The organism is Sphingomonas sp. G5 (genome assembly GCF_052660795.1).
This window is the reverse complement of the sequence record NZ_CP109660.1, coordinates 3,373,375-3,387,254: the sequence shown is the minus strand read 5'-3', so window position 1 is coordinate 3,387,254 and position 13,880 is coordinate 3,373,375. Positions and strand designations below refer to the sequence as shown.

General features: G+C 71.1%; 14 protein-coding genes. All 14 read left to right on the top strand.

Features of this window, described 5'->3' with window-relative positions; genetic code table 11:
• Positions 1-65: 65 nt before the first annotated feature.
• The 14 genes from NE358_RS15985 to NE358_RS15920 all read left to right on the top strand — a co-directional run bounded on the left by NE358_RS15985 (position 66) and on the right by NE358_RS15920 (position 13,875).
• Positions 66-1,157 (top strand): Gfo/Idh/MocA family protein, encoded by a 1,092-nt coding sequence (locus NE358_RS15985; RefSeq protein ID WP_141378041.1) that lies wholly within the window; start codon positions 66-68, stop codon positions 1,155-1,157.
• An 11-nt stretch (positions 1,158-1,168) separates the two neighbouring features.
• Positions 1,169-1,891 (top strand): hypothetical protein, encoded by a 723-nt coding sequence (locus NE358_RS15980; protein WP_289940067.1) that lies wholly within the window; start codon positions 1,169-1,171, stop codon positions 1,889-1,891.
• Between the two features lie 287 nt (positions 1,892-2,178).
• The gene (locus tag NE358_RS15975) at positions 2,179-3,195 is read left to right on the top strand and encodes a VOC family protein (RefSeq protein ID WP_289940066.1); all 1,017 of its coding nucleotides are present in this window, start codon (positions 2,179-2,181) and stop codon (positions 3,193-3,195) included.
• Between the two features lie 34 nt (positions 3,196-3,229).
• On the top strand, positions 3,230-4,177 hold the full coding sequence (locus tag NE358_RS15970) for a fumarylacetoacetate hydrolase family protein (protein WP_289940065.1): 948 nt from the start codon (positions 3,230-3,232) through the stop codon (positions 4,175-4,177).
• Entirely contained in the window at positions 4,174-5,223 is a 1,050-nt protein-coding gene (locus NE358_RS15965) for a cyclase family protein (RefSeq protein WP_499318067.1), read from the top strand. The genes NE358_RS15970 and NE358_RS15965 overlap by 4 nt, the downstream gene beginning before the upstream one ends.
• 35 nt (positions 5,224-5,258) lie before the next feature.
• Positions 5,259-6,392, top strand: a complete 1,134-nt coding sequence (locus tag NE358_RS15960; protein WP_289940064.1) for an FAD-dependent monooxygenase — start codon at positions 5,259-5,261, stop codon at positions 6,390-6,392.
• Positions 6,389-7,420, top strand: coding sequence for an amidohydrolase family protein (locus NE358_RS15955; protein ID WP_103207843.1), 1,032 nt, complete (start codon positions 6,389-6,391; stop codon positions 7,418-7,420). Before NE358_RS15960 ends, NE358_RS15955 begins: the two co-directional genes overlap by 4 nt.
• Entirely contained in the window at positions 7,417-8,388 is a 972-nt protein-coding gene (locus tag NE358_RS15950) for a fumarylacetoacetate hydrolase family protein (protein ID WP_289940062.1), read from the top strand. The genes NE358_RS15955 and NE358_RS15950 overlap by 4 nt, the downstream gene beginning before the upstream one ends.
• Positions 8,385-9,146 (top strand): SDR family NAD(P)-dependent oxidoreductase, encoded by a 762-nt coding sequence (locus NE358_RS15945; RefSeq protein ID WP_289940061.1) that lies wholly within the window; start codon positions 8,385-8,387, stop codon positions 9,144-9,146. Before NE358_RS15950 ends, NE358_RS15945 begins: the two co-directional genes overlap by 4 nt.
• Before the next feature lie 129 nt (positions 9,147-9,275).
• Complete coding sequence (locus tag NE358_RS15940; RefSeq protein ID WP_289940059.1) at positions 9,276-10,769, top strand: MDR family MFS transporter; 1,494 nt, start codon at positions 9,276-9,278, stop codon at positions 10,767-10,769.
• 37 nt (positions 10,770-10,806) lie between these two features.
• Positions 10,807-12,396, top strand: coding sequence for a GMC oxidoreductase (locus NE358_RS15935; protein ID WP_116239544.1), 1,590 nt, complete (start codon positions 10,807-10,809; stop codon positions 12,394-12,396).
• 234 nt (positions 12,397-12,630) lie between these two features.
• Complete coding sequence (locus NE358_RS15930; RefSeq protein ID WP_289940057.1) at positions 12,631-13,020, top strand: ester cyclase; 390 nt, start codon at positions 12,631-12,633, stop codon at positions 13,018-13,020.
• Positions 13,021-13,156: 136 nt separating this feature from the next.
• On the top strand, positions 13,157-13,441 hold the full coding sequence (locus NE358_RS15925) for a hypothetical protein (protein ID WP_174799699.1): 285 nt from the start codon (positions 13,157-13,159) through the stop codon (positions 13,439-13,441).
• Entirely contained in the window at positions 13,438-13,875 is a 438-nt protein-coding gene (locus NE358_RS15920; RefSeq protein WP_289940054.1) for a BLUF domain-containing protein, read from the top strand. Before NE358_RS15925 ends, NE358_RS15920 begins: the two co-directional genes overlap by 4 nt.
• Positions 13,876-13,880 lie beyond the last annotated feature (5 nt).

Genomic DNA, 13,880 nt, shown 5'->3' with positions numbered 1-13,880 from the left:
GAGATCTATGGTTCATTTGTCTCTAACTTCAGCGTGATTCACACCGAAGTGGCGAGGGGGCCAGGATGACGTGGGGCGTGGGCATCATCGGCGCGGGGCCGGGAGTGGCGGCTCTGCACGCCCCCACCCTCGCCCGCACCGACGGTGACTTCCGGCTCGTCCACGTCAGCGACGCGGGTAGCGGTCGAGCCGCCCTGATCGCGGAGCGCTTCGGAGCGCGGGCGTCGTCGGGGGTCGAAGAGCTGCTCGCCGATCCCGAGGTCGACGTCGTGGCGATCTGCAGCCCGCCCGCACGGCACACCGAGCACGTGCGTGCTGCTCTGGCTGCGGGGCGACGGGCGATCTTCTGCGAGAAGCCCCTGGCCGACACCGCCGACGAGGCCGACCGTCTCGTCGCCGAGTGCGCCGCGGTCGGTGCGCTGCTCGTCGTCGGCACGAACCACCTCTTCGACCCTGCATGGACGCGGGCGACGCACCACCTGAGTGCGCTCGACGGGCGGATCGCGGCGGTGACGGTGACGCTCTGCCTGTCGCCGAACGACCGGTATCACGCGGTGACGATGGGCGAGCCGCTTCCCGCTGGTGCGCCCGTGCACCGCCCGCCGCTCGACCTCGACGATCCCGAGCAGAGCGCGGCGATCGTGCGACAGCTCGTGGCCGGGCTCGGGGTGCACGACCTGCCGCTCGTCCGCGACCTCGTGCCGGCCGCGCCCGACCTGGTGTGGGCCCGGCCGGTGGCGCCCGTGGGGTTCGATCTGGCGCTGCGAGCGAACGGCGCGCTCGTCCGGTTCACGACCGTGATGCTCCCCGAGGGTGCCGATTCGCTCTGGCGCGTCAGCGTCGTCACCGCGGGTGCCCGAGTCGAGGTCGAATTCCCCCCGCCGTTCGTGCACGTCGGCGGGGCGCGCACGACGGTTCGCGATGCCCAGGGGGTGCACACGGTATACCCGATCGACCGTCGCGACGGCTACGAGGTGGAGTGGCGCGCGCTCGCCGCGCTGCTGCGCGGAGAGGCCGCGATGGAGTACGACGAGTTGCGCGCGGACGCGGTCTTCGTGCTGGCGATCGCCGACGGAGCGGCCGCGGCCGTTCGGGCGGGGGCGGTGCGCGAGGAGGCCGGGCCGGATGGCGCCGAGCGAGCGGAGGTCGGACGGTGAATGCGATCGAGGTGCGCACGGATATCCCCGCCTACCGCGCCGCGGTGGCCGAGCTCGCGCCCCGCGTGCGACTCGGCGTCGGCGTCGACGGGGTCCGCGTCGTCGCGGGGCGCGGCGCGTGGTGGGAACGGCTGGTCGATGCGGCGGCGTTCATCGTCGACGAGCCCGAGCCGCTGCCGGCCGCCGTCCTCGGGCGGCTCTGGGTGATCGGCGTTCCGGTCGCGGTCGTCCGTCGACGCCTGCGGCCCGACGTCTTCGCCGACGCGACGGCGCAGGCGGTCGCCCCTCGTCACATCGTGGTCGACGCGTGGGGAGGGCGAACGGATGCCACGGCCCTCCTCCGCGACGCGATCGGGTGGGCGCGGGTGCTCGCCGGCGGCCCGCTGAGCGTCGTCGGTCGCGCCGACACAGCGGCGGCGACGACGATGTCCCTGCGCGGTCCGGACGGCGTCGGCCTGAGTGTCACCCGCGCGATCGGCGGCGGGGTGGGCGGCGCTCTGGTCGCCACGGCGCTCGGGCCGCGACGGGTCGAGGTGCGCGTCGACAGCACATCGCCGCTGTGCGAGGTGGCCTTCGATGACGAGGACGGTCGCTGCATCCGGCCCGTTCGGCGGGAATCCCCCGAGCGTCTCGCGCTACGCCGGGTTCTGGAGGCCGTCGAGTCGGGCACGGCGCTGAGCGACCTCGCGGAGCTGGTGGCCGACGATGCCGCCATCTCGCACTTCCTCGGATGAGCGCGACCGCTCCCGCCGGAGCCTGTCATGTCCCGCTCCCGCCGGAGCATGTCCCACTTTTGGTCGGTTGCCGGCTCCGCAAGTGACCACAACTGGGACATGCACCGTCATAAGTGGGACGCGGGGCCGACTGTCCGCGGAAGGGCACCCCAGCCGTCCGCGCTCGCTACAGCAGCGGATAACTCACGCCGATGCCCGGCATCCACAGAATCGGATTCCCTGATATCGACTTCGGTCGGATAGTGGAAGAAGAGTCGGAACGACCCGATTCACCGAAAGGATCGAAGATGATCAAGCTTCTCTCTCATCTGTCGTTCGTCGCGATCACGACTCCTGATGTCGAGGCCTCGGTGGACTTCTACGTCAATCAGGTGGGGCTGACCGAGGTCGCCCGCGAAGACGGCCGTGTCTACCTCCGCTGCTGGGGCGACTACTACGCGTACTCCGTCGTCGTCGCCCAGGGCGACGAGCCCTCGCTCGAGACCATGGCGTGGCGGACCTCGTCGGCCGAGGCCCTCGAGGAGGCCGCGAAGCGCGTGCAGGCCGCCGGTATCGAGGGCGAGTGGTTCGAGGGCCGCGGCATCGGCCGCGCCTTCCGCTTCACCGGGCCGTTCGGCCACAACATGACCCTGCACTGGGACGTCGAGCGTCACCGCGCCGAGCCGCACACGGCTTCGATCTTCCCCGACCGCCCCGAGAAGCGCAGCCCCGTCGCCGGAGCCCCGCGCCAGCTCGACCACGTCACCGTCGCCACGCAGGACGTCGACGCGTTCGTGCAGTGGTACGTCGACACGCTCGGGTTCCGCTTCATGGCGCGCACCGTGCTCGACGAAGCCCCCATCTCGGTGTTCTCGGTGCTCACGACCAACGAGAAGTCGCACGACCTCGGCGTCGTGCTCGACGGCTCGAGTCGCGCCGGCCGCATCAACCACTACGCCTTCTGGGTCGACACCCGCGAAGAACTGCTCATCGCGGCCGACACGCTCATGGAGAACGGCATCCCCATCGAGTACGGCCCCAACATTCACGGGATCGGCGAGCAGACGTTCCTCTACTACCGCGAGCCCTCGAGCCTGCGCATCGAGCTGAACACCGGCGGCTACCGCAACTACGTGCCCGACTGGGAGGCCAACACCTGGAAGCCGTCGCAGGGGTCGAACAACTTCTACCGCAACGGCCGCATGCCCATGTCGATGACCGAGTCGTTCCCGCCGGCCGACGGCCCCAGCGCCACCGAAGAGGGCGTGCCCGACGAGATCAAGGACGCCCTGCTCAACCCCTACGCCGTCGAGGGTCGGGGCTGAGGGTCGATCCCGGTCGGGGAAAGTGAGAACCATCATGACGACTGCACCGTTCGCGCTCGCGCGCTTCCGAGACGGGGATGCCGTGCGCGTCGGCCTCGTGGTCGGCGACCGCATCCGCCCGCTCAGCGACGCCGAGCTGGGAGGCGGTCTGAACGCGTTCCTCGCCGACCCCGACTGGGATCGAATCGAAGGCCTGACCGAAGCGCCGGGGGAGTGGCATCCGCTTTCGACTGTCACTCTCACGGCGCCCGTCGAGCCGCGGCAGGTGCTGCAGACCGGCGCCAACTACCGCGAGCACGTCATTCAGCTCGTGGCCGCGGGCCTGACGCAGAACACCGACCGCACGCCCGAAGAGGCGCACTCCTTCGCCGCCGAGATGATGGACGAGCGCGCCCGCAGCGGCGAGCCGTACTTCTTCATCGGGCTCACCGCGTGCGTCGTCGGCGACGACGTGCCGCTCGTGCTTCCCGCCTACAGCGAGGTGCATGACTGGGAGCTCGAGCTCGCCGTCGTGATCGGCCGCGAGGCGTTCCGCGTCTCGCGCGAGGACGCTCTCGATCACGTCGCCGGGTACACGATCGTCAACGACATCACGACGCGCGATCTCGTGTTCCGAAAGGACATGAAGGAGATCGGCACGGACTGGTACCGGGCGAAGAACGCCCCCGGGTTCCTGCCGACCGGGCCTCTGCTCGTGCCCGCGCGTTTCGTCGACCCGGCCGACACCGACGTACGTCTCGAACTGAACGGGCAGGTGATGCAGGATGCCAACACCTCCGACCTTCTCTTCGACGTCCCGGCGCTCGTCTCGGCGGCCTCGCAGACGCACCCCCTGCTCCCGGGCGACCTGCTGCTGACCGGCAGCCCCGCCGGCAACGGTCAGCACTGGAAGAGGTTCCTGCGCGACGGCGACGTGATGACGGGCACCATCGGCGCGCTCGGTACGCAGGTCGTGCGGTGCGTGGGGGAGGCGGCGTCGTGACCCTCCGACCAGCTCAGGGACCGGACGCGGCGCGACGACCGGGCGCGGCTCCGGGGGCCCTCCCGTCCGAGGACCCGGCCGACCTCGACCGGCAGAATCCCGAGACCGAGATCGCCGCGCGCGCCGAGGCGTTCCGCAACTGGGGCCGCTGGGGCGAGGACGACGTGCTCGGCACGCTCAACTTCATCGACGCCGACAAGCGTCGCCGGGCCGCGGCCCTCGTGCGCGACGGCGTCTCGATCTCGCTCTCGCAGCGCTTCGACACCGACGGGCCGCAGAAGGGCTGGCGCCGGCGCACCAACCCGGTGCACACGATGACCGACACGGGCACGGATGCCGAGCGAGGCAACCAGGGCTTCCCACACGGCATCGGCGGCGCCGACGACGTCATCGCCATGCCCCTGCAGTGCTCGACGCAGTGGGACGGCCTCGGTCACATCTTCGACCACGGGTACGCCTGGAACGGGCGCCGGGCGGGCGACGTCGTCACGAGCGACGGCGATCTCGTCACCGGCATCGAACACGCGGCCGACGTGATCGTCTCGCGGGGCGTCCTGCTGGACCTGGGCCGTCACCTCGCCCCCGACACCCGAGAACTCGCTGACGGCTACGCGATCACGGTCGGTGACCTCGAGGCCTGCGCCGACGCCGAGGGCGTCGAGATCGAGCGAGGCGACATCGTGCTCGTGCGCACCGGCCACTACACGCGCGCGCACCGCGAGGGCTGGGGCGACTACGCGGGCGGCCCCGCACCGGGACTCTCGCTCACCACGGCCGGGTGGCTGCACCGCACCGAGATCGCCGCGATCGCGACCGACACCTGGGGCTTCGAGGTGCGTCCGAACGAGTTCGACGTGCCGGCCTTCCAACCGCTGCACCAGGTCGTGATCCCGAACATGGGTCTGACGATCGGCGAGATGTGGAACCTCGACGCGCTCGCCTCGCACTGCGCGGCCGCGGGTCGGTGGCAGTTCCTGCTCTCGGCCCCGCCGTTGCCGATCACCGGGGCCGTCGGGTCGCCGGTGAACCCCGTCGCTCTGCTGTAATTCCTTCACCCGTCCCAGAACAGAGAGGTTCTGACATGACCGCCGTTCAGAAAGTCGCGATCGCCGGAGCCGGCGTCGCCGGCCTTGCCACCGCCATCTTCCTCGCCAAGGCCGGTGTCGAGGTCGACCTCTACGACGCCCAGCCCGCGCTGTCCACGCACGGCTCGGGCATCACGCTGCAGGGCAACGCCCTGCGCGTTTTCGACGAGCTCGGCGTCTGGGACGAGATCGCCGCCGCCGGAAAGGCATTCGAGGGCTTGAACCTCCGCGCCCCCGGCCCCGGGGCGCCCGTCGTCGCGGCTCTCCCCGACCTCAAGACCGGAGGCCCCGACTACCCCTCCACCATGGGCATGTCCCGCCCCGACCTCGCCCGCATCCTGCTCGCCGAGGCCGAGCGCTCCGGCGCGCGCGTGCACTTCGGCACCCGTGTGACGGGCGTCTCGCAGACCGACGACGCCGTCGCCGTCGAGGTCGACGGTCTGCCCACGGGCACCTTCGATGTGCTCGTCGGCGCCGATGGCCTGCACTCGGCGGTGCGCGAGATGATCGGCATCCACGTCTCTCCCGAGCAGACGGGCATGGGAATCTGGCGCACGTTCGTCTCGCTGCCTCCCGAGGTCGACCGCAGCGAGCTGTACTACGGCGGGCCGATGTACATCGCGGGCTACACCCCCACGGGTGACGACACCATGTATGCGTTCCTCGTCGAGGCGGCGCAGGACCGCTCGAGCGCCTCGCCCGAGGAGGCGCGGCGCATCATGGTCGAGCAGTCGCGCGCCTACGACGGCCCGTGGAACCACATCCGCGCCGACATCGAGGCCGGCGCCGACGCCAACTACACGTGGTTCACGCGCCACCTCGTCGATGCCCCGTGGAATCGCGGTCGCGCCGTCGTCATCGGCGATGCCGCCCACAGCTGCCCTCCCACGATCGCTCAGGGCGCGGCCCAGGGACTGGAAGACGCGGCGGTCCTCAGCGAGCTGCTCGTGAACCGGGATGCCGTGGACCAGACGCTGTGGGACGAGTTCCACGAACGCCGAGTGGCGCGGGCGAAAGCCATCGTCGACGCCTCGGTGCAGCTCGGTCAGTGGCAGCTCGACGGCGTCCGCGACGCCGACATGGGCGGCCTGATGTTCGGTGTCGCGCAGCTGACGGCGGCCCGCGCATGAGCGTCCCGCAGCAGGGTGCGCCCGAGGTCACCGACGTCCACGCCCACCTCCTGATGCCCGGCCTGCACGCCGAGGTCGAGCGTCGGGTGCCCGAGGACGTGCAGGCCGCGGCCGACCTGGAGCTGCGCCGGAACGGCTTGCCGAGCCTGCAGGCCTCGGGGCGCATGATCGGCGAGCGCTTCCCGAAGCTGACCTCGGTCGAGGCTCGCCTGGCCGCGATGGACGCGCAGGGCGTCGACCGGCAATGGGTAAGCCCCTCTCCGAACCACTTCTACCCGTGGGCGAACGAAGGACTCGCGACCTGGGCGACCGGCGAGGCGAACCGTCTCATCGCGGAGCACGTCGCGCAGGCGCCCGACCGGCTCGTGGGCTTGGGCACCGTGCCCCTGCAGCACCCGCACCTCGTGGTCGACGCTCTCGACGACGCCGTGCTCGGTCGGGGCCTCGCGGGCGTGGAGATCTCCTCGTTCGCGGGCGAGGTCGAACTCAGCGACGAGCGTCTCGAGCCCTTCTGGGCGCGGGCGGCCGAATTGCGTGCCGTGGTGTTCCTCCACCCCTTCGGCTGCTCACTCGACGAGCGGCTCGACCGGTTCTACCTCTCCAACACGGTCGGCCAGCCCACCGAGAACGCCGTCGCGTTGTCGCACCTGATCTTCGCGGGCGTGCTGGACCGGCATCCGGGACTCCGTCTGATCGCCGCGCACGGGGGCGGATATCTGCCGACCGCGATCGGGCGGAGCGACCGGGCCTGGAGGGTGCGCCCCGAGGCGCACGGCTGCGCGCATGCGCCGTCGACGTACCTTTCGAAGATCTGGTTCGACACCGTCGTGCACGACGAGCGGGCGCTGCGCTGGCTCGTCGAGGCGGCGGGAGCGGACCGGGTACTGCTGGGGAGCGACTTCCCCTTCGACATGGGCCTGGACGAGCCCGTCGCCTTCGTACGCGGGGCGGGGCTGACGGATGCCGACACGACCGGCATCCTGGGCGGGAACGCCGCCGAACTGCTGCGCACGCGGGTGCACGCGTGAGGATCGCGCGCTGGACAGACGGCGCCGACGTGGGCGAGGGCTTCGTCGACGGTGACGCGGTCGTGCCGTTCCCGGACGGACTGCGGGTCGCCGAGGTCTTGGCGCAGGGGCTGTCGGTGGTGTCGGCGCTCTTCGAACGTCGGGATCGCGCCGCCGCGAGGTCGCTGTCCGAGGTGCACCTGCTCGCCCCTCTCGTGCCGGCCTCGATACGCGATTTCGTGGCCTTCGAGGAGCACGTCGAGGGCGTGAGCGCCTCGGTCGACGGCAGGAGCGAGGTCGTGCCCGAGTGGTACGAGGCGCCGACGTTCTACTTCACCAACCCGCACACCGTGCGGGCGACGGGGGACGTCATCGCGATCCCCGAGACACAGCGCCTCGACGTCGAGCTCGAGCTGGCGGTCGTGATCGGAGCGGTGCCGGGTTCCGACGGCGAGAACCTGGATGCCGCGACGGCGGCATCCCATATCTTCGGCTACACCGTGATGAACGACTGGTCGGCGCGCGACCTGCAGTCCCGCGAGATGAAGGTGCGCCTGGGGCCCGCCAAGGGCAAGGACTTCGCCATGACCCTCGGGCCGTGGATCGTCACGGCCGATGAGATGGAGCCCTTCGTCGACGAAGACGGCTTCCTCGCCGTGCGCGCGGAGCTGTTCGTCAACGGCGAGCTGATCGGCCACGACCTCGTGTCGAACATGGGCTGGCCGTTCGCCGAGCTCGTGGCCTACGCCGCGCGCAATTCCGTGGTCGTGCCGGGCGACGTGCTCGGCTCGGGGACCGTCGGCAACGGCGGCTGTCTCGGCGAGCTGTGGGGTCGTCGCGGCGGCCTCGACCCGCGCCCGCTCGAACCGGGCGATGAGGTGCGCCTGGCGATCGAGGGCGTCGGCGAGGTCGTCAACGTCGTGGGGGAGCGGGTAGCGGCCCCGCCCGTCGCCCGGGCGCGGGAGCGGTCGCGGGCACGGTCGCGATGAGCACGTCCGGCGTCACCGGCAACCTCTTCGTCGTCACGGGCGCGGCGGGCGGCCAGGGGGCGGCCGAAGCCCTCGCCCTCGCCCGCCAGGGTGCCGAGGTCGTCGCGGTCGACCTGGCCGACGGGGCCGCCGACCTTCTCGCGGCAGCCCCCGAGGGGTCGATCGCCTACCGCCGTCTCGACGTGTCGTCCGAGGCGGGCTGGGCTGCGCTCGCCGCCTCACTGGAGGGCCGCCGGGTGCGCGGTCTCGTCAACAACGCGGGCATCACCCATCGCGCCCGCATCGGCTCGCTCGTGCGCGCCGACTGGGACCGCGTCTTCGCGGTGAACGTGACGGGCGCCATGCTCGGCGTCCAGGCTCTGCTGCCGTCGATGGATGCCGGCTCCTCGATCGTCAACATCGGCTCGGTCGCCGGACTCACGGGGCACTACACGGCGGCGTACACCGCGAGCAAGTGGGCGCTCCGCGGCCTCACGCACGCGTGCGTGACGGAGCTCGGGCCGCGCGGGATCCGCGTCAATCTCGTGCACCCCGGACTCGTCGACACGGCCATGACCGCCAGCGCTCCACCCGCCTTCCGCGCGGCGAACGAGCGGATCATCCCGCTCGGTCGCGCGGGCGAGGTCGACGAGCTCGCGGGGGTCGTGGTTTTCCTGCTCTCGGATGCCGCGGCTTTCATCACCGGAGCCGAGATCGGTGTCGACGGTGGGCAGGCGCTCTCCGGCGCCGCCACGGTGCTCAGTCGCGCCCTGCTCTAATGTTGATTTTCGACATAAGTGGGCTATGATGGGCACGACGTCGGGGCCCTTCGGGTCCGTTCGCCCGGTGAGGGAGCCGGAGCGGCACATACGGTCGCGTCGATCGCCCGGTCGTACGGCGCCCCACGCATGACTCTCTCCCCCACGCGCTTGCGCGTTCTCGTCGCGGCCCTGCTCGCGGTGTCGTTCCTCGGTGCCCTCGATCACACGGTCGTCTCCACCTCTCTGGCCACGATCGCCGGCGACCTCGGCGCGCTCGAGCACATGAGCTGGATCATGGTCGGCTACACCCTCGCCGCCACCGTGATGCTCCCCGTCCTCGGCAAGCTCGGAGACGTCCTGGGCCCCAGACGCGTCTTCGTCGTCTCGCTGGTCCTCTTCCTCGTCGCTTCGCTCGCGTGCGGATTCGCACCCGACCTCGGCTGGCTCCTCGCCGCGCGGGTCTTGCAGGGGCTCGGCTCCGCCGGGCTGCAGCTCATGTCGCAGACCATCGTCGCCCGGGTCACCACCCCGCGTCAGAGACCGCGCTACATGGCCGTGATCGGTGCGGCCTTCCCCGTCGCGATCGTCGTCGGTCCGGTGGTCGGCGGCCTCATCACCGACTACGCGAGTTGGCCCTGGGTGTTCTGGATCAACATCCCGGTGGGCGTCGTGGCGCTCGCCCTGGCGCTCACGGCGGTTCCGGGCCTCCCGGGCGGCGCCCACCCCCGTTTCGACGTGCCGGGCTCGCTCGTGTTCACCGGCTCGCTCCTGGCTCTCATCCTCGCGGTCACGTGGATCGGCGACGACGCCCTGCGCCCCGCGGCGATCGCGTGCGCGGTCGCGGCGGCTGCCGGCATCCTGGCCCTCGTCCTCATCGAGCGCCGGGCCGACGCCCCCATCCTGCCGCCGAGGATCCTGCGCAACCGCACGATCCTCGTATGCCTCGGCCTCTCGCTCGTCGTCGGCGCCGGCCTGTTCTCGGTGGTCGCCTACATGCCGACCTACGTGCAGATGGCGTACCGGACCACCGCGACGGTCTCGGGACTCGTCCCGATAGCGACCGTTCTCGGCATGCTCGTCAGCAGTCTGCTGACGGGGTGGCTCGTCAGCCGGTCGGGTCGATACCGGCTCTACCCGGTGGCGGGCACCGCGCTCGCCGCGGTCGGCCTGCTCACGATGGCCGTGCTTCCCGCGGGCGTGCCGCTGTGGGCGCCGATGGCGGTCATGGCCGCGGTCGGCATCGGCACGGGGGCCTTCACGAATCTGATCTTCGCGGTCGTGCAGAACGCGGCGTCTCTCGACGACCTCGGGGCGGTCACCGCGACGACGAACCTCGTGCGCCAGGTCGGGGCCGCCGTCGGAACCGCGCTCGTCGGAGGCGTGATCGGCTTCTCGGTCGCGGCCGCTCTTCCGGCGGGATTGGATGCCGCCACCCTCACACCTGCGGTGGTGCGATCGACCCCCGGAGCCGTCCAGGACGAGATCGGCCTCGTCTACCACGACGTGTTCGCGCCCATCTTCCTGGGGCTCGCGCTCGTCTACGCGTGCGGCGTGGTCGTCGCACTGTTCCTGCCCGCGGAGCGCCTGTCGGACGAGATGGCGCCGGCGGTCGCCGAGCCGGTCGACCGCCAACCTGCCTGAGTACCCGCCCCTCGCTGTGAAGCACGAAGGAGAAATCATGAGCGGCACCCCCACCGTCGCGATCGTCGGTAGCGGCCCGATCGGCTCCGCCTATGCGCGTCTGCTGCTGGAGGCGCTCCCCGGCGCCCGCGTCGTCATGTTCGAGGCGGGCCCGCAGGTCACCGAACGTCCCGGCGAGAGCGTCCGCAACATCGTCGACCCCGACGAGAAGGCGCGCGCTCGTGAGCGCTCTCAGGGGCCCCAGGCCGGGGAGTTCCGCGCGTCGCTCGGGATCCCGGCGGGGGCGGTCGTCGAGGGGATGTTCACCGCGCGCCAGGGCACGCACCTGCTGGACTTCGGCGGCGAGGGTTCAGCCCACGCCGCGAGCTTCCCGGCAGCCGCAGCCGCGACGAACGTCGGCGGCCAGGGGGCCCACTGGACCTGTGCGATCCCGCGCCCCGCCTTCACCGAGAAACTCGGCTTCATCCCCGACGACGAATGGGAGGATCTCATCTCCACCGCCGAGGGGCTGCTGCACAAGCAGAGCGCCGCGTTCTCGGACTCGCCCGTGGGGGCCGCGATCCGCGAACTCCTCTCGCGTGAGTTCGGCGACGAGCTGCCCGAGGGGTACGGCGTGAGCACCCTGCCCGTCGCGGGCGATCCCCAGCCCGACGGCACGATGCGGTGGGCCGGTGCCGACACGGTTCTCGGACCGCTCCTCGACGAGGGCACCGACACCGCGGCCCGTTTCGAGTTGCGCGATCTCACGCTCGTCCGCCGCATCGAGCACGACGGAGCGCACGTGCGCGGGCTCGTCGTCGAGGATCTGCGAACCCGGGAGCAGACGTTCGTCGAAGCGGATGCCGTCGTGGTCGCGGCCGACGCGTTCCGATCGCCGCAGTTGCTCTTCGCCTCCGGCATCCGTCCCGCCGCCCTCGGCCGTTACCTCACCGAGCATCACGTCGTCATCAGCACGGTCGCGCTCGACGGAGACCGCATGGCCGAGCTCGTCTCAGACGACGAGCTGCGCAGCGAGCTGGCGCGGCGAGCCAAGAACCCCACCGATCCGGTCGCGGCGGTCAACCGCATCCCCTTCTCGGAGCCCGACCACCCGTACTCGGCTCAGATCATGTACGCCGAGACCCCGCCGTTTCCCCTGCCGACCGACCACCCGGCCGCGGGCAACCGCTGGGGGTACGTGAACATGGGCTACGGCGTGCGCAAGGTCCCCCGGGTCGAGGACGGAGCGACCTTCAGCGACGACGAACTCGATTACCGCGGTCTCCCCAACTTCACGATCGACTACGCGCTCGACGCCGACGAGGAGCGCGAGATCGACGAGGCCACCGCGCGGCTGCGCCGGGCGGGGAGCGCGCTCGGAACCTTCATCGCCGAGCCGCGCCTGCTGCCGTTCGGCTCGAGCCTGCACTTCATGGGGACGATGCGCACGGGCACCGACCCGGCCACCTCGGTCGCCGATCCGTACTCGCGCGTCTGGGGCTTCGACAACCTGGTCGTGGGCGGCAACGCGCTGATCCCCACGGCCAACACGATGAACCCGACCCTGACGAGCGTCGCGATCGCGGTGCGCGGGGCTCGGCGTCTCGCCGACCAGCTGAGCGCGGTGCACAGCGTGCCGCACGCCTGACACCTCGGGCCGGACTCGCCGCGCGCGTCGCCCCCGCGCCGTCCGCGCCGAAGACCCCCGCTCGACTGTCCACAACACCCGGACGATTTCTCGCAGCGCCCGGGTGTTGTGGACACTCGACGGGCTCGGGAGGCACCCCGGCCAGCCGACGTCGCGGCCGCCGCCGCCTCAGCGACATCGCCGGGGCTCCGGGCGAACGGGTCGGGTCTCCGGCATCCCGCCGATAATGGGGGAGTGGAGGTCTGGGAGACGCGCGAGTGGTTCGCCGACTACCTCGACGCCCTCAACCGGCACGATCTCGAAGCCGTCCGCGGATTCTTGCATCCCGCGGTGCGCCGCGCGCACCTGCCCGCGGGGGCCGAGGCGTGGATCGCCGATCTGGCGGAGCTGCTGCGCGGCTTCCCCGATTGGCAGTGGAAGCGCATTCAGCTGATCGTCGAAGACGACCGTCTGGCCGTGCACCTCCGGGGCGGGGGAGCGCACACGGGGGCGTTCGCGCACGCGGGCCCGACCCGTCGGCGCGTGAACATCGCCTCATTCGCGATGTACCGCATCGAGGGCGGTCGGATCGTCGAGGCGAGCGGCACCGACGATGCCGCGCAGATCCGCACCGCGCTGCTCTGAGGAGAAGGGGCTCCCCGCCTATCGCGCGGCCGGGGCGTGCTCCGTGGGCGCGGTCTGTCAAGGGCGCCTGCATGTCGGAGGGGCCGGGTACTTTCGATCTCGCCCGTTTCCATCCCGGGCAGAAAGAGCGGCGACCATGGTGTCTCATGACCGCCCCGGCGCCGGAGTCGTGTGGGCTCGCGTCGAAGACGGCTTCCACGTCGGCAGTAAGAGTGGCGTGTTCCTCGGTTACATCGACCGCCAGCCCGGCGGGACGTTCCTCGCCTACAACGGTCGTTCGCGCCTCGTCGGTCGTTTCGAAGCCCTGACGGCCGCCATGGCTGCGGTCACCAACGATCAGCCCCCGCAGGATTCCGAGATCACCCTCCGAGAGGTGCGTGTGCCCGCTCCTCGCTCGATCGAGGGCGGGAAGGCCTCATGAGCTCCGACCTCGTCTCCGTCTCGTACGTCAGCGCGGCCTCCGAGCCCTTCGACGACGACCGCTTGAACGACCTCCTCTCGTGGAGCCGTCGGTCCAATCACGAGCACGACCTCACCGGCATGCTGCTGTATCGCCGCGGCCGCTTCTTCCAGGTCCTCGAGGGGCCGCAGGATGCCGTCGACGAGCTCATGACGAAGATCCGCCGCGACCCGCGACACACGGGCGTCCGTGTGCTGCTGTCGGAGCGCATCGATGAGCGCCGCTTCACGGAGTGGACGATGGGGTACGAGCCGATCGGCGTGCCCACCGTTCCCGCTCCCGAGGGCTTCCGCGACACCTTCGACGACCTCGAGGCGGACGACGAGAACGCGAGCATCCGCGCCGTGCGCGAGCTCACCGTGTGGTTCCGCGCGCGGACCGCGAACGGCGCCTGACGGAG